Origin of the sequence: Hymenobacter sp. AT01-02, assembly GCF_000961955.2 — a bacterium.
Lineage (GTDB): Bacteria > Bacteroidota > Bacteroidia > Cytophagales > Hymenobacteraceae > Hymenobacter > Hymenobacter mucosus.
In genome coordinates this window covers 16571-37616 of record NZ_JZIR02000007.1, presented here as the reverse complement: position 1 = coordinate 37616, position 21046 = coordinate 16571, and the positions used below count along the sequence as shown (strand labels likewise).

At 57.0% G+C, this 21046-nt stretch carries 19 protein-coding genes and 2 pseudogenes; 9 read left to right on the top strand and 12 right to left on the bottom strand.

Annotated features, from left to right (window positions below):
- The first annotated feature begins 158 nt into the window (after positions 1-158).
- The 3 genes from VI25_RS02810 (at position 159) to VI25_RS02805 (ending at position 2785) form a co-directional block, all read left to right on the top strand.
- Complete coding sequence (locus VI25_RS02810) at positions 159-1925, top strand: AMP-dependent synthetase/ligase (RefSeq protein ID WP_045689481.1); 1767 nt, start codon at positions 159-161, stop codon at positions 1923-1925.
- A 242-nt stretch (positions 1926-2167) separates the two neighbouring features.
- Complete coding sequence (locus VI25_RS25580) at positions 2168-2341, top strand: DUF6728 family protein (RefSeq protein WP_173664779.1); 174 nt, start codon at positions 2168-2170, stop codon at positions 2339-2341.
- Positions 2342-2422: 81 nt separating this feature from the next.
- A complete protein-coding gene (locus VI25_RS02805; protein ID WP_045689482.1) occupies positions 2423-2785 on the top strand; it encodes an MmcQ/YjbR family DNA-binding protein in 363 nt (120 codons plus the stop codon).
- A 158-nt stretch (positions 2786-2943) separates the two neighbouring features.
- Here VI25_RS02805 and leuS read toward each other — a convergent pair.
- A pseudogene (leuS, locus tag VI25_RS02800) lies at positions 2944-5720 on the bottom strand (leucine--tRNA ligase).
- Between the two features lie 537 nt (positions 5721-6257).
- Here leuS and VI25_RS02795 point away from each other — a divergent pair.
- Complete coding sequence (locus VI25_RS02795) at positions 6258-7706, top strand: DUF389 domain-containing protein (protein ID WP_052695372.1); 1449 nt, start codon at positions 6258-6260, stop codon at positions 7704-7706.
- Here VI25_RS02795 and VI25_RS02790 read toward each other — a convergent pair.
- Together VI25_RS02790 and VI25_RS02785 are read right to left on the bottom strand one after the other, a co-directional pair.
- A complete protein-coding gene (locus VI25_RS02790) occupies positions 7683-8390 on the bottom strand; it encodes a hypothetical protein (protein WP_045689483.1) in 708 nt (235 codons plus the stop codon). The genes VI25_RS02795 and VI25_RS02790 overlap by 24 nt on opposite strands.
- Before the next feature lie 152 nt (positions 8391-8542).
- Complete coding sequence (locus VI25_RS02785; RefSeq protein ID WP_045689484.1) at positions 8543-9052, bottom strand: pyridoxamine 5'-phosphate oxidase family protein; 510 nt, start codon at positions 9050-9052, stop codon at positions 8543-8545.
- A 97-nt stretch (positions 9053-9149) separates the two neighbouring features.
- Between VI25_RS02785 and VI25_RS23855 the strand changes: the two genes are divergently transcribed.
- Together VI25_RS23855 and VI25_RS23850 are read left to right on the top strand one after the other, a co-directional pair.
- Entirely contained in the window at positions 9150-9455 is a 306-nt protein-coding gene (locus VI25_RS23855) for a hypothetical protein (protein ID WP_052695373.1), read from the top strand.
- On the top strand, positions 9386-9772 hold the full coding sequence (locus VI25_RS23850) for an acyl carrier protein phosphodiesterase (RefSeq protein ID WP_082455374.1): 387 nt from the start codon (positions 9386-9388) through the stop codon (positions 9770-9772). Before VI25_RS23855 ends, VI25_RS23850 begins: the two co-directional genes overlap by 70 nt.
- A gap of 36 nt (positions 9773-9808) precedes the next feature.
- On the opposite strand, the gene VI25_RS02770 is transcribed toward VI25_RS23850, so the two are convergent.
- Together VI25_RS02770 and VI25_RS02765 are read right to left on the bottom strand one after the other, a co-directional pair.
- The gene (locus VI25_RS02770; RefSeq protein ID WP_045689485.1) at positions 9809-10543 is read right to left on the bottom strand and encodes a hypothetical protein; all 735 of its coding nucleotides are present in this window, start codon (positions 10541-10543) and stop codon (positions 9809-9811) included.
- A gap of 123 nt (positions 10544-10666) precedes the next feature.
- Positions 10667-11182, bottom strand: coding sequence for a peptidylprolyl isomerase (locus VI25_RS02765; RefSeq protein WP_045689486.1), 516 nt, complete (start codon positions 11180-11182; stop codon positions 10667-10669).
- A gap of 230 nt (positions 11183-11412) precedes the next feature.
- On the opposite strand from VI25_RS02765, the gene VI25_RS02760 reads away from it, so the two are divergent.
- Positions 11413-12555, top strand: coding sequence for an SMP-30/gluconolactonase/LRE family protein (locus VI25_RS02760; RefSeq protein ID WP_045689487.1), 1143 nt, complete (start codon positions 11413-11415; stop codon positions 12553-12555).
- A gap of 195 nt (positions 12556-12750) precedes the next feature.
- Here the strand turns inward: VI25_RS02760 and VI25_RS02755 are convergent, their stop codons facing one another.
- The 3 genes from VI25_RS02755 to VI25_RS02750 all read right to left on the bottom strand — a co-directional run bounded on the left by VI25_RS02755 (position 12751) and on the right by VI25_RS02750 (position 15952).
- Entirely contained in the window at positions 12751-13671 is a 921-nt protein-coding gene (locus tag VI25_RS02755) for an isoaspartyl peptidase/L-asparaginase family protein (protein ID WP_045689488.1), read from the bottom strand.
- A gap of 299 nt (positions 13672-13970) precedes the next feature.
- Positions 13971-14243, bottom strand: a complete 273-nt coding sequence (locus VI25_RS28240; protein ID WP_316934247.1) for a C-terminal helicase domain-containing protein — start codon at positions 14241-14243, stop codon at positions 13971-13973.
- The gene (locus VI25_RS02750) at positions 14243-15952 is read right to left on the bottom strand and encodes an AAA domain-containing protein (protein ID WP_316934246.1); all 1710 of its coding nucleotides are present in this window, start codon (positions 15950-15952) and stop codon (positions 14243-14245) included. The genes VI25_RS28240 and VI25_RS02750 overlap by 1 nt, the downstream gene beginning before the upstream one ends.
- Before the next feature lie 121 nt (positions 15953-16073).
- Here VI25_RS02750 and VI25_RS02745 point away from each other — a divergent pair, with 121 nt between their 5' ends.
- Positions 16074-16298: a hypothetical protein gene (locus VI25_RS02745; RefSeq protein ID WP_045689489.1), complete on the top strand. Its 225-nt coding sequence runs from the start codon at positions 16074-16076 to the stop codon at positions 16296-16298.
- Positions 16299-16492: 194 nt separating this feature from the next.
- Here VI25_RS02745 and VI25_RS02740 read toward each other — a convergent pair whose 3' ends face one another.
- The 3 genes from VI25_RS02740 to VI25_RS02730 all read right to left on the bottom strand — a co-directional run bounded on the left by VI25_RS02740 (position 16493) and on the right by VI25_RS02730 (position 18964).
- The gene (locus tag VI25_RS02740; RefSeq protein WP_045689504.1) at positions 16493-16861 is read right to left on the bottom strand and encodes a VOC family protein; all 369 of its coding nucleotides are present in this window, start codon (positions 16859-16861) and stop codon (positions 16493-16495) included.
- A 137-nt stretch (positions 16862-16998) separates the two neighbouring features.
- Positions 16999-17859, bottom strand: a complete 861-nt coding sequence (locus VI25_RS02735; protein ID WP_045689490.1) for an SDR family oxidoreductase — start codon at positions 17857-17859, stop codon at positions 16999-17001.
- 235 nt (positions 17860-18094) lie between these two features.
- Positions 18095-18964, bottom strand: coding sequence for a helix-turn-helix domain-containing protein (locus VI25_RS02730; RefSeq protein WP_052695375.1), 870 nt, complete (start codon positions 18962-18964; stop codon positions 18095-18097).
- Between the two features lie 169 nt (positions 18965-19133).
- Between VI25_RS02730 and mgrA the strand changes: the two genes are divergently transcribed.
- Positions 19134-20126, top strand: a complete 993-nt coding sequence (mgrA, locus tag VI25_RS02725; protein ID WP_045689491.1) for an L-glyceraldehyde 3-phosphate reductase — start codon at positions 19134-19136, stop codon at positions 20124-20126.
- A 143-nt stretch (positions 20127-20269) separates the two neighbouring features.
- Here mgrA and eutC read toward each other — a convergent pair.
- A pseudogene (gene eutC, locus VI25_RS02720) lies at positions 20270-20931 on the bottom strand (ethanolamine ammonia-lyase subunit EutC).
- Positions 20932-21046 lie beyond the last annotated feature (115 nt).

Below are 21046 nucleotides of genomic sequence, written 5' to 3'. Positions count from 1 at the left end.
AATGGAAAGTACTAGGTAGAACTAGGGATGTGGTGCCCCCGCCAAGTGCTTGGGCGGCGCCAGTGGATAAAATTATGTTATTCTGCTCCCCAACGCACCCATTGGGTTAATTTTGCGGTTTGCAATTGACCTGCGTCTCCCTGCCATCCCGTTTCTGCATGACTTTTCGCCGCACCTTCGACCTGCTTGCTCATCTTGCTACCACCACGCCCCAGGCCGACTGCCTGGTGGCAAAAAAAGACGGTAGCTGGCAACCACTGAGCGCGCAGCGCGTGCAGGAGCTCAGCAACCAGGTTAGCTTGGGTTTGCGCCAGCTGGGCGTTGAGCCAGGTGACAAGGTCGCCATCATTTCCACCAACCGCCCTGAGTGGGTTATTGCTGATTTTGGCATTGCTCAGCTGGGAGCCGTAAGCGTACCAATGTACCCCACCATTACGGTGGAGGACTACCGCCACATATTTCAGGATGCCGGCGTGCGGGTAGTACTGGTGGAAAACAAGAAGCTGTTGAGCCGGGTGCAGGAAGCCGTGGCGGGCATGACACCTGGGCCGGAGCACATTTTCTCGTTCGATGAACTGCCCGAGGTCGGTAATTTCCAGAGCTTGCTAGTCCTGGGTAAGTCCGCCGAGGTAGCCGAGTTGGAGACGCTGAAAGCCGCCGTGCAGCCCGACGACTTACTTACGCTAATTTATACTTCGGGCACTACGGGCCGGCCCAAGGGTGTGATGCTCAGCCACCGTAACATCCTTTATAATTGCGAGAACCTAACGGGTTATCTGCCGCTGCCTGCCGGCAATAAGGCGTTGAGCTTCCTGCCCCTCAGCCATATTTTTGAGCGCACGGCCACCTACCTCTACCTGCAGTTAGGTTTCAGTGTATGGTACGCTGAGAGCGTAGAGCGCATAGCCGACAACCTGCGCGAAGTGCAGCCCCAGGTATTTACCACGGTGCCACGCCTGCTAGAAAAAATCTATGATAAGATTGTGGCGAAAGGCCAGGAGCTGACGGGGGCAAAGAAAAAGCTGTTCTTCTGGGCGCTAGACTTAGGCTTGCGCTACGATACGCAGCAGAACCAAGGCATGTGGTATAACGCCCAGTTGGCACTAGCTAACAAGCTAGTGTTCAGCAAGTTGCGCGAGGCTATGGGAGGTAAAATCTGCTATATCGTGAGTGGGGGTGGTGCCTTGCAGCCGCGCCTGGCTCGAGTGTTCTGGGCCGCCGGTATTCGGGTAATGGAAGGCTATGGCATGACGGAAACGGCCCCTGTTATTGCTGCTAGCCAGCCCGTGCCCGAGGGCAACCTGATTGGGGCGGTAGGCCCCGTAATTCCAGGCGTGGAAGTGAAAATTGCCGCCGACGGTGAAATTCTGACTCGCTCGCCTTCCGTGATGCAGGGCTACTACAATCGACCCGATCTGACCCAGGAAGTTATTGATTCCGATGGCTGGCTGCATACCGGCGACATCGGGGAGTTTATTGCGGGTCGCTTCCTGAAAATCACGGACCGCAAGAAGGAGATGTTTAAAACTTCCAACGGTAAGTACGTGGCTCCGCAGCCCTTGGAATCTAAGCTAGCCGAGTCGCCGTTGGTAGAGCAGGTAATGGTAGTAGGTGAGGGGCAGAAGTTTGCCGCGGCGCTGTTAGTGCCCGCTTTTACCGAGCTGCGCGCCTGGGCTCAGAAACGTGGCTTGCCTACTGACCTTTCCGATGCGGCCTTGGCGGCTCACGCTCAGGTGCAACAGCTCTATGACCAGTTAGTACAGCAGGCCAATGCTGCCTTCGCCCAATGGGAACAAATCAAAAAGGTAGTGCTGCTGCCGGAGCTGTGGAGCGTAGAATCGGGTGAGTTGACTCCCACTATGAAAGTAAAGCGTAAGATCATCAGCCAAAATAACCAACAGCGCATCGAAGCCATTTACCAGTAGCTAGGTAGAGGGTGTTAGGAAAGAAGATACGTGCATATTGCCCGCTCTAAGCAGTGATAACCTTGCGTATAATGCTTGAGTTAGCAGCTCATTATCAGTGCGTTTAGGCCTTCGGGTACTATCGATAGAGCTAGACGCTGAGACGCGGTAGTAGCCAAAATAAATGCCGTTCTTTTTGCCTGAAAAACAAATCTTTCTGCCCTGGCAGATGTTATTTTCGCACATCCACAATTCATCTTCTCATGCGCAAAGACCTGTTTAACCTGGCCCCCGTGTTCGGATACTTCTTCCGCAAGAACGACCCGAACCGCCACACCAATTTTAACCTGCGCACCATGCACTTCATCAACAAGCTGAGCATGGCCATGTTCTTGGTGGGGTTCATTGTACTGCTGTACCGCTGGTTCCTTCGCTAACTTGTAGCGTTTTCTATAGAAGACCGTTGTGCTCCGCTGGGTAGCATGGCGGTCTTTCCTGTTATTAGCCCTCTGACTTGTATGAACATCGAAGATTTCCGTGACTACTGCCTGTTGAAAGCAGGCGTAACCGAAGAAACTCCCTTTGGCCCCGATACGCTTGTGTTCAAAGTGGTAGGCAAACTCTTCGCCCTCACTGATATCAATACCTTTGGCAGCGTTAATCTGAAGTGTGACCCCGAGCGGGCCGTGGAGCTACGCGAGCAGCACGACTACGTGCTTCCGGGCTTTCACATGAATAAAAAGCATTGGAATACCATTCTAATGGGCACTGGCGTTCCGGCTCATCAGTTTCGCGAGCTAATTGATCATTCTTACGACTTGGTACGCGCATCCCTGCCTAAAAAGCAGCGGGAACAACTAGCCGCTGCTGAGCAGGAGTAAACTACGGGTTACTCGTGCCAAGGCCTGTAAGCTAACTTCCGCCACGGCTCAGAGATTCTCATAATAGCCATCTGGATTTCTCGACTGCGCTATTCCGTACGAATAAAAAGGCCCGTTGGAATACTCCAACGGGCCTTTTTTACTAAGAGTCTGCCAGATTACACGACCACGTTTACCATACGGCCGGGTACTACAATCACCTTCTTGGCTTCCTTGCCTTCAGCAAATCGGGCCAGGATATCCGTAGCGCGCACAGCGGCCTCAATTTCAGCGGCCGTGGCGGTAGCCGGGAACTGTAGCTGCTCCCGCACCTTGCCATTGATGGCTACGGGATAGTTCACCGTGTCTTCTACCAAGTATTCCTCCTTAAACTCAGGGTAGGCAACGGAACTGATGCTACCGGCTTCGTGGCCTAGTTTCTGCCACAGCTCCTCCGCCAAGTGCGGGGCGTAGGGCGAGATAAGAACAACGAGCGGCTCTAGAATAGCGCGGTTGTGCGTGTTCAGGGTCGTCAGCTCGTTCACCGTAATCATGAGGGCGCTGACGGTGGTATTGAACGAGAACTTCTCAATGTCTTCCTCTACCTTCTTGATGGCCTTGTGCAAAGCCTTCAGTTCGGCGGGTTTAGGCGCTTCATCAGTTACGGCGAAGTCGCCATCCTGGGGGTGGTAGAGGCGCCAGAGCTTCTTGAGGAAGCCCGCTACGCCGCTCATGCCATTGGTATTCCATGGCTTGAATTGCTCCAGCGGCCCCAGGAACATCTCGTACAAACGCAGCGCATCAGCCCAAACTTCTCGATGAGCGTGTCGGGGTTCACTACGTTGTAGAGCGACTTTGACATTTTTTCCACTAACGTACCGCAAACGTAGGTGCCGTCATCCTCCAGAATGAACTCGGCCGTGGAATATTCTGCCCTCCACTTCTTAAAAGCCTCTAAGTTGAGTATGTCGTTGTCGACAATGTTAACATCGACATGTAGCTCGGTCGTTTTGTATTCGTCCTTTTTGCCAGCACTTACAAAAGTATTGGTGCCCTGAATACGATAAATAAGATTTGAGCGGCCCAGGATCATGCCCTGGTTAATGAGCTTCTGAAAGGGCTCATGCGCAGTTACCAAGCCGAGGTCCTTGAGGAAGAGGTGCCAGAAGCGGGAGTAGAGCAGGTGACCGGTGGCGTGCTCTGCGCCACCCAGGTACAGGTCTACATTTTGCCAGTACTGCTCGGGCTCCTGGCCTACGAAACGCTCCTGGTTTTCGGGGTCCATGTAGCGCAGGAAGTACCACGAAGAACCCGCCCAGCCGGGCATGGTGCTCAGTTCGTAATCATACTGGCCCTTGTACTTCCAGTCCTTGGCGCGGGCTAGGGGCGGCTCACCCGTTTCGGTGGGCTTGTACTCGTCAATTTCAGGTAGCACCAGTGGCAAGTCGGCCTCTGCTACACCGTAGGCTACGCCGTCCTTATAGTAAATCGGGATGGGCTCGCCCCAGTACCGCTGGCGGCCGAAGATGGCGTCGCGAATACGGAAGTTGACTTTGCCCTTACCGATACCCCGTTCTTCCAACTGCTGAATGAGGATTTGGGTAGCTTCCTTATAGCCCAAGCCAGTAATAAGGCCGTGCAGGTAGCTGCCTTCCTTAGTGGGGTCAGCCTGCTCCTCAATCTGCTGCTGATCAACAACCTGCACGATGGGCAGGTTGAAGTGCTTGGCAAATACGTAGTCGCGCTGGTCGCCGGAAGGTACGGCCATAACGGCGCCAGTACCGTAGCCCGCCAGGACGTAGTCGGCAATCCAGATTTGGATGGGTTCGTTGTTGAAAGGATTCAGGGCGTAAGCGCCCGTGAAAGCGCCCGACACCGTTTTGGTATCGGCCATCCGGTCGCGCTCTGAGCGGCGCTTGGTGGCGTCAATGTAGGCCTGTACGGCTTCCTGCTGCTCGGGCGTTGTCAGGGTTTTAACCAACTCATGCTCGGGAGCAAGCACGAGGAAGGTAGCCCCGTAGATGGTATCTACGCGGGTGGTATACACCTTGATTTGCGCCTGCTCGTGGCCTTGTACCGCAAAGGTCACCTCGGCGCCGATGCTCTTACCAATCCAGTTGCGCTGCATCTCCTTCACGGCCTCGGGCCAGTCAATGGTGTCGAGGCCTTGCAGGAGGCGGTCGGCGTAAGCCGTGATGCGTAGGTTCCACTGTGGCATCAACCGACGTTCCACGGGGAACCCTCCGCGCTCCGATACGCCGTCTTTCACTTCATCGTTGGAAAGCACCGTGCCTAAGCCAGCGCACCAGTTTACGTAGGTGTCTGACTGATAAGCCAATCGGTAGGGGTGCACCGCTTGCAGCTTCTGCTTCTCACTCCACATCTGCCACTGGCCCGCCGTGAAATCATGACGCTCTTCGTCGTCCCCGGCGGCGCGTATGCCCTGGCTGCCATTCTCGGCAAACTTATCAAGCAGGGTCTTTAGCGGCTCGGCACGGTCGGTATCGAGGTTGTACCAGCTATTGAACAGCTTCAAGAAGATCCACTGAGTCCACTTGTAGTAATTGGGGTCGGAGGTGCGTACCTCGCGGCTCCAATCGTAGCTGAACCCCAGGGAGTTAAGCTGACGAATGTAGGTATCAATGTTTTGCTCCGTCGTGATGGCTGGGTGCTGCCCCGTTTGAATGGCGTACTGCTCGGCAGGAAGACCAAAGGAGTCGAAGCCCATGGGGTGCAGCACGTTGAAGCCCTGCAGGCGCTTGTAGCGCGACACAATATCGGAGGCAATGTAGCCAAGCGGGTGGCCTACGTGCAACCCAGCCCCGGAGGGGTAGGGGAACATATCTAGCACATAGTACTTGGGCTTCTCAGAAGCGTTGTCAGCCTTGAAGGTATTATGCTCTTTCCAGTGGGCTTGCCACTTCTTTTCAATTTCCTGGGGACTATAGCCGGGCATGGGCTTCCGATTAGGTGGTTACTTGCTGAACTGGCGAAATTAAGTGGAAATGCCGGGAAAGGATAATCATAGGCAAGATTAGGGTCCTAATGGGTAGGAGCATTCCGTGTTCTTGGCGAGGAGTTTTTTCCTGGGCGAATACCGGTTTTAGATAGTCAGGAGAGCACAACCACGAAACCCTACAAGCAAACATGCTACAGCCCAGGCTACCATGCACAGCCCCAGGCCGCTGCTATTGGCCCCAACACTCGGATTGGTAGCGCATGGTGCGGCCCGGCCGTGCACTTACGATGCCCAGCTGGATATCCGCTCCGACGCCAGTGGGCGGAAGCTGCGAGCCTCAGCCACTTAAGCCACGCCGATCTTTTACCAACGGATGCTTATCATCAAGCAGCATAAATCAGGTAAACAAGCTATGCAAAAAGAAGAGACAGGGTACGCGCTACCACGCTTAGAGGACGGTGCTAAGCAGTAGCGTTAACGTTGAGCTAGCTCCACCGTACGCATATAGTGAGTCTACCATGACAACAGCTCATTTTGAACTATCTCTCCGTTGTATTCCGGTTTCTGCGCCAGCGCTTCGACTTGCTTGATGACACCGCCGATCCGGCCGTGATTGAGGAAAGCGTAAAGTCGAACACCTCCTTTCGGGGTACTAATTTATGGGTGCTCATCTTCGCCATTCTTATCGCCTCCGTGGGGCTGAATGTTAATTCCACAGCCGTCATCATCGGCGCCATGTTGATTTCACCCCTGATGGGCCCACTGGTGACCATGGGCTATAGCGCGGCCACGAATAACCCAGACTTGCTGCGACAAGCTTTGCGCAACTTAGCGCTGGCCATTGGTATCAGCCTGCTTACGTCCACCGTGTATTTCATGCTCACGCCCTTACGGGAGGCCCAGTCGGAACTGTTAGCGCGTACGGAGCCCACTATCTGGGACGTGCTGATAGCCTTATTTGGGGGGCTGGCTGGTGCCGTAGGGCTTACGCGCCGCGAGAAAAGCAATGTCATCCCCGGCGTGGCCATTGCCACTGCCCTTATGCCACCCTTGTGTACCGTCGGCTATGGTCTTGCCTCCGGGCAGTGGCACTATGCTCTGGGAGCGTTCTACCTGTTCGCAATCAACTGCGTATTCATCACGCTGGCTTCTTTCTTGGTAATGCGCTTTCTGCGTCTGCCCGCGCATGAGTTTCAGGATGAGAAGCATGCCAAGCGCGTACGCCGCCTGATGCTAGCGGCGGCCGTGGTAGTAGCAGGACCCAGCGTGTGGTTGGGTTACCGCATCGTGCAACGCTCCGTGTATGAGCACGCGGCTGAAGATTTTGTGAGAAAGGAGTTGGATTTTCCTGGCACGTACGTAGTTACCCGCCAGATTGACGCCCGAAAGCGACAGATCAATGTGTTGTTATTAGGGCCTACCATTGATGCGGCTCGCTTGGGTGCCGCCCGCCGTCAATTAATTGAATATCATTTGCTGCCTACCCAGCTTATTGTACGCCAGGGCTTACAGGCCTACGACTCGTTGGATGCAAAAGCCTTGAGCCAAAACTCAGCCGAGGATGTACGTGCCCGCCAGAACAAGTTGCCGGCCCGGCCCGAAGCGGAGCTAACGCAACTCCACCAGCTAGTGGCAGCCTCCCGCTCGTCGTTGCCGGCCCCTGGTGACTTGCTACGCGAGGTGCAGGTAGAACATCCCACGGTGCGCCGTTTGGCTCTAGCTCAACTGGTGCGTCCGGCCGTGTTACGCGACTCTCTTCCGGCGGACACTGTGCTACTAGCCAGCGTTGAAACCCAGGCCGATGTGCCAGAGCCAGAGCAACACCGGCTAGTGCAGTGGCTGCAAGCCCGTACCAACTATCAACGGGTGCAATTGGTGGTAGCAGCCGTGCCCTCCTCAGCAGTTGCCTTAGATTCCGTACCTCCGACTCCCGCCAACCCTCCGCGCAGAGCTACCCGATTAGACCAGAAGCGGGGGCGTTAAGTTAGAAATGGGGTCTTGGCCGTCCCAAGTGCCTTCCGTGCGTAGCACCTGAAATCGGGCAAACAGCTCTTCCCCGTACCACTTCTCCTGGCGAGTTAGCCTGATAACTTCTTTGTGCTTTTCACTGCGGTAGGCGTAGTCCTGCATGGCCTGGGCCGATTCCCAGAGGCTGAACGTGGCCTGGCGCACTACTGGCAATTCGCCGAGCCCAATGGCGGCCCGCACGCCGGGTGCCTGGGCTACGGTGGCGCTGGTAGGAGCCACATAACGCCAAAAGCGGGGTGTTTTCTGCCAGCGGATAGAAGCGCGGGTGAGTACAGCCACGGGGCCGCCGGGTGCTACGTCCGTCGGGTAGTCGAAGGGATTGACTCCGCTCCAAAGCCCGTGAGACTTCAGGGGGGCTAGCTCAGCCGTCCAGATTTCGGTGGTGCGCTGCCGGTACTCCTGCCACAGCGGATGCTCCGCAAAGAATGTTGCGGCGGCAGCGGCTGATTCCCACACGGCCATAAACCCATAGCGGTGCAAGTTAGGCAGGGCCCCAAACCCGCCGGCGCCGCTGCCCAGCAACTTCTGAAACGACAGGCCGGCTACCCGTTGCAGGGGCCGTTGGGCCGTGCCCATCTGCGCAAATGCCCACCGCTTTTGGTCGGGCTGCAGGGTGAGGATGGAAAGTGTAGTGAGCAAGGAAAGGCAGAGTAGGTACGGCAGACAGTTCGGTATGGGCTGCCAGCGAAATGCCTGGGCAGGAGGGCCAAAACCGGGGCGGTACGCGAAACAACAAAAAAGGACCGGAAAAGCTTCCGGTCCTCTTCAAACTACTAGGCTAACGTTAAAGCCTAGAGTGGGTTCACCTTGGTGTGTTCGTCGCCGGTGGGCTGGTACCGCTCGCCGGTAGCCACCGCTTTCACGTAGCCAAAGGCGCGTACAAGCACGTTGCTCGGCTGGTCCCAGTACTCGCCCCGGTCAATGCTGATTTTTAGCAGGGCGATGTTGGGGTCCTCTGGGCCCTTGGGGAACCAGGCGCGCAAGCCTTCCGTCCACAGTTCTTTTACTTTCTGCTGATCGGTAAGTACCGTGGCAGTACCCGAAATTGAAACGTAGAGATTGTCGTCGGGCTTGGAGTAGCCCAGGTTTACGTGCTGGTCTTTGCGGACCTCGTAAATCTTGGCCGAATCTTTCTCAGTGAAAAACCATAGCGTACCATCTTCATCGGGCTTCTGGGTGTACATCGGCCGGCTATGAAGACCACCTTCCGCATCGGCAGAGGTCAGCATGGCAATCTTAATATCTTTAATTCTGTCAATCAGCTTGGTCACATCGTGACTTTCGGCAACTTGCTCAGCCATTATCTTCGGGTTTTGGTGGTGTAAGGATCGTAGCACAGGATACGATAGGGACGCTTGAAGGTTCAGCTGCCCGATTTTGCCGTACTTCCCCTTACTCATGAATTTCCTTGCGCACTTACTCCTTTCTGGCACGCCTACTGCCACGCCCCAGTATGCCGATATTGTTGTCGGTAATTTTGCGGCCGAGGCCGTGCGCGGCCGCGCGGGCTTACTGGCCTACCCCCACGCGGTGCAACAAGGCATCCGCCTACACCGCTTCATCGACTCCTTTACCGACACGCATCCCGTGGTGCGCCGTACTACCGCCCGCCTACGTCAGGCGGGGCTAGGCAAGTGGGCCGGGGTAGTGTCCGATGTGGCTACGACCACCTGCTCGCCCGCAACTTTGCTGATTTCCATGTAGCTGCCGAGCCGCTACCCGCCTTTGCCCAGCGCCTGTACGCCCTTCTGCACCGCCGCCGCCAGGAGTTGCCTCCGCCGTTGCAACAGGTGCTGTACTACATGCGTCGTGACGATTGGCTTACCAATTATGCCCAGCCGGCGGGCCTGGAAAGGGCCTTGCTAGGCCTGAGCCGCCGCGTGCCTGCCGCCGCCGTACTCACGACGGGAGCCGCCGCCTTCCTGGCCGAGCTGCCCGCGTACCAAGCCGATTTCCGCGAGTTCTGGCCGGAGCTACGAGCTGCGGTGGAGGCGGAAGAATGGCGTGGGAACACGGCCTAGCAACGCACGCTCAACGCGTACGAGCAGCACGACTCGCTAAGGCTGATCTGTTACTTTTTCCAGCACGAAGGAGATGATGGTTCCGTCATAAAACCGATACTTCATTTCGGTAAAACCGTATTGGGGGTGGAAGTAAAAGTCTAGGTAGCTGGTGCCGAGTTTACTGTGTCTGCCCACTGCATGCACCAGCCAGCAGTCAGCCAGGGTTAGGTTGCCATACTGCCGGGGTACTTGCTTTTCTACCTCGTAGTGGCTCTTTACTGTTCCCTTGAAGGCTCCCCAGCCGGTCATAATCACGGTCATGCTGTTCCAGTTGCCCCCCACTTGCAACGAGGGGATCTTAATCTGGGGGAAAGGGGCTACCTCCGAATGCTCGTACTGGTTGTTTCGGATAGGATGAATCAGAATTTCCTTTCTATTCTCAATGGCCCCGGTAACTATCGACCTAGACCAGGTATACACCTCGGGCTTTTCCTTGAGCTTCGATTTAGGATTAGGGTAGGCCAGGAAAGTCAGCGAATCCTGCGGGGTATAATGGAACTGAAGCGAGAAGGCGGTTTGCTTGCTTGGTTGGCCAATCCAGGGTGTGCCACTGGGCGTTAAGGTGATGCTTTCTCTGGATAGCGTGTCGCCGGCCGGGCTGACAAACAGCGCCCGATAGTGGTAGTGGCGGCCGGCTTTAAAAATAACAAGGCTGTCGGTTGAGAGTGGTTGCTGCTGAAAAAGAGGCAAGCTGACCAGGCCTATTAAGGCGGCGAGAGATAAGGACATTCACCAAAGGATAAGGGATAGAAGCGGCGGCAAGTATACCATAAGATGCTGCCGTAAGAAGCCCGCAAACTAAAAACGGGGCCCAGAGGCCCCGTTTTTACTGCTACCTAGCGTAGGGAAAGCCTAGTGATGGTGGCCGCCCTCGCCGTGTACGTGGCCGTGGTCGAGCTCCTCGCGGGTAGCCTCGCGTACCTCGGCTACTTTGCCGTCGAAGTGCATAACCATGCCAGCAAGAGGGTGGTTGAAGTCCATTTTCACGGAGTCGTTGCCGATTTCAACCACTTTGCCTTGCATATGGTGGCCCTGGTTGTCGGCCATGGGGAGGAAGTTGCCCACTTGCAGCATTTCGCTGTCAATCTGGCCGTCGATTTCGAACACGTTTTTAGGAATGTCAACGACGGCCTGCTGGTCGTAGTCGCCGTAGGCTTGCTCCGGGGTGAGGGAGAAGCTGAACTCATCACCGGCTTGCTTACCATCGAGCTGGCGCTCAAACTCTTCGGGCAAGCCGCTTTGGCCAAATAAAAAGACCATGGGAGCATCTTCCTCGGCCGACTCGACGAGGACTTTCTCCTGGTTTTCGTCGGTAACGCTCAGGTCGTAGGTGATGGTTACGACTTTGTTTTCGCTGATTTGAGCCATGTGTTGGGGTGGACGCGAATGTCCGGTGCTGGAGGTGGAGGATTGGGTTTCATAAGCTAGTTACGGAAATACCCCGGATTTGTCGGTGCATTATCTATGGGTAGTGGGCGGAAGGAATCGGAAAAGGGCTTTGTAAAATTTTGGCATCAGCTAACTGCCCACCGGGCGTACCGTTAAGCTGCCTACGTGAACAGCTTTCTACCCTGGGCGTTGCGCCCCTATGCTGACCTATGAAATCTCCCCTTGCTTCGCTGCTGCTGGGCGGCACCCTGCTGGCTGGCTGCCAGTCCAATTCATCTCACCCCGAGCAGGCGGCCACCGCGCCGGGCGCATCCCCTGATACGACGGCTGCGCACGTGCCCCCCGCCGCCGACACGGTAGCCGCCATTGGGCGCCCCCAACTGCTCTACACGCTGGACGAGGCCCACAATACGCCCGATGGCCTGGCGCTGGCCCCCAATGGTAGCATCATTCTATCCGTGCCCAACTTGGCAGATAATACCTACCCGGCCGTGCTTATGGAGCTGACCGACGCGGGCCTTACGCCCTACCTTACCAACTTGCCTGTGGAGCCTACCACCCAGAAGGCTGCCCCCATGGACCTGGCCTTTGGACCCGACGGCAACCTGTACTACGCCGAAAATCAGTACGAAAACAGCAAGGATTTCAAATCTCGCCTCATGCGCGTTCGGGTAGAAAATGGCAAGCCCAGCAAGGTGGAAACCGTAGTGGATAAGTTTGGACTGGCTAATGCGGTAGTGTGGAAAGGCAACACCATTTATGTAACCGACAGCCAGTGGGATATGCCTGGCAACGACAAGGGTAGCGCTATTTTGCATTTCACCCTTGCCGAGCTCAACAAGGCGCCTATTCACCTCAAGCCCAAAACCAAGGACCCCCACGTACTGGCCATGTTTACGACAACCGTAAACGAAACTAATGTAGACAACGGCGCCGATGGGTTGGATTACGATAGTCAGGGCCGCCTGTATACCGGCTCCTTCGGCGACGGTAAGTTCTACCGCGTGACGCTAAAGCCTGATGGCAGCCTAGCTCAGCAAGAAACCCTCACGCTCACGGGCAAGCAGATACCGTGCATCGACGGCCTGATAATCGACCGAAAAACCGACAAAGCTTACGTGTGCAACTCCCGCCAGAACGCCATCGAAGTCATCAACCTGAAGGATAATTCCGTCACGACCCTGGCCCAAAATGGCGACACCAATGGTGCGGGTGGTTTGCTAGACCAGCCCGCCGAGGTTCTGCTGAAAGGGAACCGCCTGTACGTGTCCGACTTCGACAAGCCCGAAAAGAACTTTGTCAATACGCGCTCGGATGCCCCGCATACAATGTCGGTGATTGACTTGAAGTAGGGCGGAGAACCGCAAAAGACCAACGTAGTAAACGGTCCGTAGCTTACCGGCCAGTTCTGATGGGGTGTTTATGCCTTTTTCGGAACCGGCCGGTAAGCTGCGGGCCGTTTTGACGGTATTTCAACTGGCGAATGCGCGGGTCTGACTTAGTACCTACCGCCGCGTTGCTTTATCGGGAAGAAGCAAGCGGCTAGGTTACGGTAGTTCCTCGCGCCACACGGCCACGAAGGGTTGTTCGTCGCCGATGCGGTAGGCGCACCGCATGATGTTGGTGTTGCTCTCCACGGCTACGTTTCCATCTTTATCGATGGCAATGAAGCCTTTGTCGCCTTTCAGGTCTTCTGCGCGCAAGTGGAGGGCTTCGCGGCAGGCTTCGGGTGCGGTTAAGCCTTTGTACTTCACCAAGGCATATACTTCATGGGCTAGGGCACCCCGTAGAATAACTTCCCCGTCGCCGGTGCACGATACGGCGCAGGCTTCATTGGCGGCGTAGGTGCCGCCGCCCAATACCGGGCTGTCGCCTACGCGGCCCTTCTGCTGGCCCTCAATGCCTCCGGTGCTGGTAGCTACGGCTAGGTTGCCCTCCTGGTCGAGGGCCACGGCTCCCACGGTATCGTGCTCCTGGGGCTGTTTTTCTTCTTCCTGAATGATTTCCAGCCACTCTTTACGAGCTTTTTCCGTCTCGAAGTAGTGCACAGCTTCCATCGTCAGGCCGTGCTGCAGGGCAAATTCGGTAGCTCCGTCGCCGGCTATGTACACGTGCTCAGACTTCTCCATCACCATCCGGGCCAGGCTGACGGGGTTCTTGACGTATCGGACGCTGTTTACGGCGCCGGCATTGAGGGTACGCCCGTCCATGATGGCGGCATCCATTTGTACTTCGCCCTGCATGTTGAGGCTACTGCCCCGGCCAGCATTGAAGTGCTCGTTGTTTTCCAGGCTTTGCACAGCCGCCTCCACCGCATCGAGGGCACTACCGCCCCGGTGTAAGATTTCCCAGCCTGCTTGCAGGGACTCTTGCAGCCCGTGGCGCTGCGCGGCTTCCTCTTCGGGACTGAGCTTGCTGGGGTCCATCGTGACGGCCCCGCCGTGGATGACAATGGCGTAAGTTTTCATAGGTAGTAAATCGGGGAGGTGGTAAGGCAGGTACGCACAAAAAAAGCCCTCGTTTTTAGCAACGGGGCTTTTCCGTGTTAGTACGGGCTTCTGTATTAATACGGAAGATGCGGTGGTAAACCAGGAGTAGGGCCTACTGTAGCAGGAATTCTCTGACTACTTCACTCAGCACTCGATAGTAGCAACACTACCTGCGCCTTGGTAGGCAGATGAGGACCATCTGCCTTTTTAACACAAGAGCCCGCACTAGCTAGTACGGGCTCTTGTCTGGTGTTGGTTTCATCTTCTTGGAGCGGGGGCTACTGCATTTCCCAGGCCGTGCGGTAGGCCCCAATGCTTTCCACGTAGTCGAGAAATGCTTTGTAGAACGGGTGGGAGCCCAGCGTGCTAGAGTCGCCCACAATCAGCAGCTTGCGGCGGGCACGGGTCATGCCCACGTTCATGCGACGGATGTCGGAGAGGAAGCCAATTTCCCCCTGGGGGTTACTACGGGTGAGAGTAATGGCAATGATGTCGCGCTCCTGGCCTTGGAAGGAGTCAACGGTGCCAATGCTCAGCATGCGGTGCTCCATCAGGCTACTAGCTCGTCGTTGTCTTCCACCGCGTCTTTAAGGTAGTTGATCTGGGCGCGGTAGGGAGCAATGACGCCAATAGTCAGCAGGTCCTCGGTGTGGTCGGCCTGGTCGTAGGGCTCTAGCAGCTGCGAAAGGCGCTTCAGAAGCAAATCGGCTTCCTCTGGGTTGGCAATGGAGCGACTTTCCTCAATGCCTAGCTCCTGGAAGCCAAAGCCAGCCGTATCCAAAAACTCAACCGGCATATCAGGGGCGAAGCGCAGGTCGTAGTCGGGTAGGTCGGCGTGGGCCACGCTGGGCGCTGCCTTAAGCCGACCGCCGTAGAACTGCTCCGAGCTAAATTCCATAATCTGCTCGTGCATACGGTACTGGGTTTCCAGCATGCGGGCCGTGTCGGGCTGGCGCTTAATGCACTTCTCAAATAAGGTCTCGCGCAAGCCCTCGCTAGCGGCTTTTTCGCTCTTGACGGTAGGCGGCAGCTGCTGGTGGTCGCCAGCCAGCACCACACGGTTGGCCTTAGTAATCGGAATCCAGCACCCCGGCTCCAGGGCCTGCGCGGCCTCGTCAATGAACACTGTTTCGTAGGTGAGGTGACGAATGGCGCGGTTGCCGGCCCCCACCAAGGTGCACGTAATCACCTGCACCTGCTCCAGCAGATCCTCCGTGATGTAGCGCTCCAGCTGGTCTGATTCCTGCAGCAGCAAGTGAGCCTGCTCTTTTAAATGGCGGCGCTGCTCCCGCTCCTCCCAGCCAAAGTGACGCTTGAATTTGCCCGCTTGCTCGCGGTACTGCTCCGCCGTCTGGCGCATGCTTTTCAGCTCGGCGTAGCTCTTGTGGTTCATGATTTGCGCGTCCAGCGTATGCTGAAGCAGCAAATCCGACACCCGCGAGGGGTTGCCCATGCGAATGACGTTGACGCCGCGCTCGGCCAGCTTTTCGGTGAGCAAATCTACGGCCGTATTGCTGGGGGCGCACACCAATACCCGCCGTTCGCGCCGGATGGTTTCCAGAATGGCCTGCACCAGGGTAGTAGTTTTGCCGGTGCCGGGCGGGCCGTGAATGATGGCTACGTCCTGGGCGGCTAGCACGTGGCGCACCGCCGCCAGCTGAGAGTCGTTCAGGGGCGAGGGGTAGTACAGGGTGGCTTCGTTTTCGGGCTTGAAGCGGGCCGGCTTGGCCCCCAGCAGTACGTCGCGCAGCTCGGCCAGGCGGGAGTCGTAGGCGCCCATCACCTTACCCAGTGCATACTCCATCTCGCGGTAGCTCACCTCATCGAAGGTCAGGTCCACGCCCAGCTTGCCCTCGTCAATCCAATCGGGGAGGTCCTCCTTGGTCGTGGCTAGCAGGATCTTGTTGCGCTTTACGCTGGTGATGACGCCGCTAAGTGTGGGGCGGTCGGAGCCCGAGCGGCCGGGTATATTGCCAAACAAGGCGGCATTCTTGCCCACCTGAAACAGGTGGAGCCCGCCCGCGCCTACCGGTCGTTCCAGCTCAATGACAAGCTTACCGCCGAAGCCAATGTCTTCCTTCGTGATTTTGACCGGGTACCAGGTCAGGCCCCGCTTTTGGCGCTCGGCAATGGTCGATTGGGCGCTCTTAATTTTGAATTGCTCCAGGTCCTCCTGCTGCTCGAGCTTCATGAGGGCCTGCACCTTGCGCAGCTCTTTTTCCAGGGCGTAAGGATCAGTATAGGTAGGTTGTTCAGCCAACAGATTTGGGTGTTTGGGATTCGTTGATAACAACGAAAACAGCAATAAGGTGGCCGAAGGTCGGGGAGAAATTTAACTTTGGCAGCTTACATCCTATTTGCCAGGAGCTACCTGAGAAAACATGCCTAATCCTCCAAAATCAGGCACTCTACTCAAGAAACTTATTTCGGCGTCTCGCTCAATTATCACCAATCAAGTAGGGTTGCCCTTGGGCATACTGCGTCTGCATACCAGTTTGTATTGGTTGAAACAGCACTGGATTAAGCCTCTGACAGCTGACGAGTTGGGGATAGTAGAAGCATATCACTCCCAAATCATGGACTTCCCGTTGGGAGAGGAGCGTTAGCAGTGGGAGGCCAGCGCTTTGCAGAAGGAGGATGAAGAGCTTGATGCCTTAACTGCAGCGTACCGCCCCCAACTGCTCCCTATTCTGCAAAGGATTCTGACTGAAGCTAGCAGGGGGGCAGCAGCAAAGCAAAAACAAAAAACAGCTTCATAAGCAACATACTACGCTGTCGGTGGCGGCAGGAAGGAACGTTACTACTGTTTATTGAACTCCCCAATGTGCCAGAGAATCCCGGAGGGGTCGTTCACGAATCCTTCCTTGCCCCAGGCCTCCTGCCGGATAGGTAGCACCCGCACACCCTCGTACTGACCGGGCAAATCCAGCGCCATCAGCTCCTGCCAGTACTGTTCCACATCCTCCACTTCCAGAAAGAGCATGGTGTTGTCAATCCAGTCCGGCACGTAGAAATCCTGCAGGTAAAAGCCCACGCCCTGCCGCGCAAAATAACACATGGCCGGCGACAGCACGGTTTCCGTGAAGCCGAGGGTGCGGTAGAAGCTGCGCGACACGGCAAAATCTTTGGCCCCGATGAAAGGCCTCATGGAGCGGGGTTGCAGGGACATATGGTTGGGAGAGGGCTTGGCGGAAGATAAGGGGTAGTAGCGGAGGGCAATATGGCGGTTATCAGCCAAACCGGCTACCAACCAACTGCCCGAAAGCCCGACCGTATAGCCGGGCTTTCGGGCAGTGAAACACCCGATTATACTTTGAAAATTTCCTTTATTCCCTCCCGTAGTGGGGTAGGCGGGCGGCCCAGCCAGTCGGCCAGCTCGGTGGTGACGGTGGATTCCTGGTCGTTTTTGATGTCGGTGAGGAAGCCGGTGATGCGCTCTACGGCTACCGCCGGCAGACCCTGGGCACGTAGGCGGGACATAAACTCTTGCTCTTCAATGGGCGTGTACTCCACGGGTCGGCCGGACAGCTCGCTCAGGGCCTGGGCTACATCAGTGAAGGAATACGTAGCGGCGCCGGTGAAGGTGAAAATGCGGTTCTGGCAGGAGTCGTCGGCGAGGACGTTGGCAATGGCCTCGCCCATGTCGCGGCGGAGGGCGAAGGCCACGCGGCCCTGGCCGGCCGGGAGTTGAATGCCCTTTTCAAACACCTGGGGGCCCACGAACTGCGGCAGTGTGTCCATGTACAAGATGTTGCGGAATAGCAGGTAGGAGAGGCCACTAGCTCGGATGTAGTCTTCCGTCTGGAAGTGGCGCACCATGAGCTGGTTGGTGAGGGGGGCCGGGTTCTGGAGGGCGCGACTGGTGTAGGCCAGGCACCGCACGCCGGCTTTTTTGGCGGCATCCACCACGTTGTAGTGCTGCTGCAGGCCGTCTTCATCGCCCCCGCCGGATACGAGCAGCACTGTACTAATGCCCTGCATGGCCCGCTCCAGGGAGGCCGGGTCGCGGTAGTCGCCTACCCGGATGGTGATGCCCTGGGCTTGCAAGTGAGCGGCTTTTATTTCGTCGCGCACCAGGGCGGCGAGCTGGTGGGCGGAGAGCTTGCGCAGAAGCTGCTCCAGAACAACGGAGCCGATGTGGCCGGTAGCGCCGGTTATCAGAATCATAGGAAACGAGAAAATGGGTTACGGATACACCACAAAGGTGCTCCGTGGGCAGGCCGCCAGAAAGAGCGAAAAGGCGGGAAGGTTGGGCTAAAAGGCGGAAAACGGGCGCCTCCTGAGCCCTAGACGCTTTATGTACAAGCTAGAAAGCTAGTTCCGCTCCTGCAATGATGTTGCGCATCAAGTAAGGAGGAGAACTAGCTCTCTGGCGATGATTTGCAGTGTATACTCACACTACTCAGCTAGCCTGCTTATACGCTGTGGGGGAGAGGCCGAGGCTGTTGCGGAAAAATCGGCTGAAGGCCGAATGATCGGCGAAGTGCAGCAGATCGGCTACCTGAGCGACGGTGAGCTGCCGATTTTGCAGCAGGGCCTTGGCTTCCAGCATTACAGCTTCCTCAATCCACTCACCGGCGGTTTTGCCGGTGGTTTGCTTTACGATTTCGGTGAGGTGCTTGGGCGTGATGCACAGGTGGTCAGCGTAGAATTTCACGCTACGCTCGGCGGTGCTGTGGGCATTTACCAGGTGCTTGAACTCGGCCGTGAGCAGTTGGCTACGCGTTTGCGTGGTCTGGAGTGCCGCCTGCTGCTGATTGTAGAGGCCGACTACCTCAAAGAGTAGACTGTTAATCAGGCTTTTGATGACCTGGTTGCGGTAGGCGGCCGGGGCCTGAAACTTCTGCTGTAGCAGGCGCAACGACGCCGTAATGCTGGCTGCCTCAATGACCGTGAGCGGCAACACATGCCGGGTGGCATTCTCTAGGAACTGAAAATGGTCAATGGGAATGTGGTTGCGGGTGGTGATGAATTCCGGGGTAAAGAAAACCGACAGGCTGTCGTGGTCAGCGGAAAAAGATGTCCACTCTTTGATGATGTGGGGCGTAATCAGCATAAGGCTGCCGGGTCCGATGGCGTAGGTTTCCAGGTTGGCCTTCAGCTCCGCGGTGCCCCGCAGGCAGATTCCAATCTTGTAGTAATTGCCCCGGTACGGCACCCCGAGGGGTGGGCCGCCGGTATGGGTGTGCTCATCAAGGAAAAACACGTCCGCCGTATCCTCGTCGGGGCGGGCGAAGTATTGCAGCCGGTAGGTCGGAATCAGGGTGCTCATCGGGCGGGTGAGGCGAAAGGAAGGGGGGTAGGAGCCCGAGGCCGGGCGGGTTGCCGGACAAAAGGTCGGGAAAAGTTAGGATGGCCGGCGCAAAAACCGCGGACACCGTACGGAGTATATCTAGGTTCCTGCGTACTTGCTGCCCTAACACTATCTACTCCTTCCAACCATGCCCTACCAACCAAATCCTACCCGCTATACCGATATGGTCTACCGCCGCTGCGGCCGGAGTGGCTTAAAGCTCCCAGCCGTGTCGCTGGGTCTCTGGCACAACTTCGGCGACGTGGACGTACTCAGTAACTTCCGCGCCATCCTGCACCGGGCCTTCGACAGCGGCGTGACGCACTTCGACTTGGCCAACAACTACGGCCCGCCGCCCGGCTCGGCCGAAACTAACTTCGGGCGCATCCTGAAGGAGGATTTCCGCGGCTACCGCGACGAGCTTATCATCTCCACCAAAGCTGGCTACCATATGTGGGAAGGGCCCTACGGCGAGTGGGGCTCCCGCAAATATCTTATTTCCAGCCTCGACCAGAGCCTGAAGCGTATGAAGCTGGACTACGTGGACATCTTCTACTCCCACCGCCCCGACCCCGACACGCCCCTAGAAGAAACCATGAGTGCCCTCGACCAGGTAGTGCGGCAGGGCAAGGCCTTGTACGTGGGCATTAGCAACTACCAGCCCACCGAGGCCGCCGAAGCCCTGCGCATTCTGCGGGAGCTGGGCACACCTTGCCTTATTCACCAGCCCAAATACTCGATGTTTGAGCGGTGGGTGGAAGGCGGTTTGCTGGACTTGCTGGGCGAGGAAGGGGTAGGGTGTATACCCTTTTCGCCCCTGGCTCAGGGCCTCCTCACCAATAAATACCTGCACGGCATTCCTGAGGACTCCCGCGTGGCCAAAGGGGTAGGCTTCCTCACCGAAAACCAGCTTACGCCGGAGCGCCTTACCCAGGTGCAGCAACTCAACAGCCTAGCACAGGAGCGCGGCCAGAGCCTCGCCCAGATGGCCCTGTCCTGGATTCTGCGCGATGAGCGCATCACCTCCGTGCTCATCGGCGCCAGCAAGCCCGATCAGCTTTCGGATTCCTTGCGTTGTCTGAATAACCTGCACTTCGGCGAGGACGAGCTGAGCCAAATTGAACAAGTATTACAGGGTTAGCCAGCAGCTCATCTTGCCGCTACAATCACCTGTTTCACTCACTATGCCTCGGCTTAGTAGAGCAGGTGGTTGTGGCGGTGAGATGAGCTGCCGGTCCTCCTTACAACAGCTACGCCGGGCAAGCTATACTACTCCAAGCTATATTACTCTAAGAGTCCGGTTTCATCCTTGAGCTTCACGCCCGACAGTTGTCGCCGTAGAGATTCCTGGATTAGTAGAAACAGCTTTTCGGCCGCGGCGGGGTAGGATAAGCCTTCCGGGCGGATGTTGGAAACGCAGTTGCGTGCATCATCGGTGAGGCCGGGCCGGGGACCATAGGTGAAGTAGGCACCCAGCTGTCGGGAGAGCTGAGGCCGGGCCGCTCGCCAATCAGGATTAGGACTAGTTGGGCGTGCAGGGCAGCGCCAATCTCATCGCTCAGCGCTACCCGAGCCTGCTCGGCTACCGTAAGCGGGGCCAGCTGAAAGCTCGCCTGCTGCAACCGGGGCACTAGCAGGCGCAGCAGGGGCAGGGCGTGCTGGTTGAGCGCCGTAGCCGACAACCCATCGGCCAAAACAAGGGCTACATCCGAGGAGGCGGGGGCACTGTCTTGCAGGGCGAGGCTAGAATCTTCGTGGAGTGTGCGGCCTAAATCGGGTCGTTGGAGGTACTGGGAGCGGTTTTCGGCCTGGCTGCGTACATGGTATACGGGAAGCTTGAACTCTTCTAGCTCTCCAAGTAGCCGTTCCGTTTCCAGCAGCGAGTACACTGCGTCTCGAGCGTGCGCGTGCGCCAGCCGGAACGCTAGCAACTCCCGTAGCGGCACGCTAGTGCCGTGCGGCCCAAGGCAATGCGGGCAGCGGTGTACCTACGCAGCCCTAACCAGGGGTCCGGCGCTGGGTTTTCGGGCAGTGGGGTTGGCGTATCTGACATATCGGACG

Coding starts and splice junctions, on each gene's coding strand:
- VI25_RS02735 (WP_045689490.1), bottom strand. CDS start 17,859: ATGATTCTGATAACCGGCGCTACCGGCCACATCGGCTCCGTTGTTCTG.
- VI25_RS02810 (WP_045689481.1), top strand. CDS start 159: ATGACTTTTCGCCGCACCTTCGACCTGCTTGCTCATCTTGCTACCACC.
- VI25_RS02760 (WP_045689487.1), top strand. CDS start 11,413: ATGAAATCTCCCCTTGCTTCGCTGCTGCTGGGCGGCACCCTGCTGGCT.
- mgrA (WP_045689491.1), top strand. CDS start 19,134: ATGCCCTACCAACCAAATCCTACCCGCTATACCGATATGGTCTACCGC.
- VI25_RS02745 (WP_045689489.1), top strand. CDS start 16,074: ATGCCTAATCCTCCAAAATCAGGCACTCTACTCAAGAAACTTATTTCG.
- VI25_RS02740 (WP_045689504.1), bottom strand. CDS start 16,861: ATGTCCCTGCAACCCCGCTCCATGAGGCCTTTCATCGGGGCCAAAGAT.
- VI25_RS02770 (WP_045689485.1), bottom strand. CDS start 10,543: ATGTCCTTATCTCTCGCCGCCTTAATAGGCCTGGTCAGCTTGCCTCTT.
- VI25_RS02785 (WP_045689484.1), bottom strand. CDS start 9,052: ATGGCTGAGCAAGTTGCCGAAAGTCACGATGTGACCAAGCTGATTGAC.
- VI25_RS25580 (WP_173664779.1), top strand. CDS start 2,168: ATGCGCAAAGACCTGTTTAACCTGGCCCCCGTGTTCGGATACTTCTTC.
- VI25_RS23855 (WP_052695373.1), top strand. CDS start 9,150: ATGAATTTCCTTGCGCACTTACTCCTTTCTGGCACGCCTACTGCCACG.
- VI25_RS02755 (WP_045689488.1), bottom strand. CDS start 13,671: ATGAAAACTTACGCCATTGTCATCCACGGCGGGGCCGTCACGATGGAC.
- VI25_RS02805 (WP_045689482.1), top strand. CDS start 2,423: ATGAACATCGAAGATTTCCGTGACTACTGCCTGTTGAAAGCAGGCGTA.
- VI25_RS02730 (WP_052695375.1), bottom strand. CDS start 18,964: ATGAGCACCCTGATTCCGACCTACCGGCTGCAATACTTCGCCCGCCCC.
- VI25_RS02765 (WP_045689486.1), bottom strand. CDS start 11,182: ATGGCTCAAATCAGCGAAAACAAAGTCGTAACCATCACCTACGACCTG.
- VI25_RS28240 (WP_316934247.1), bottom strand. CDS start 14,243: ATGGAGCACCGCATGCTGAGCATTGGCACCGTTGACTCCTTCCAAGGC.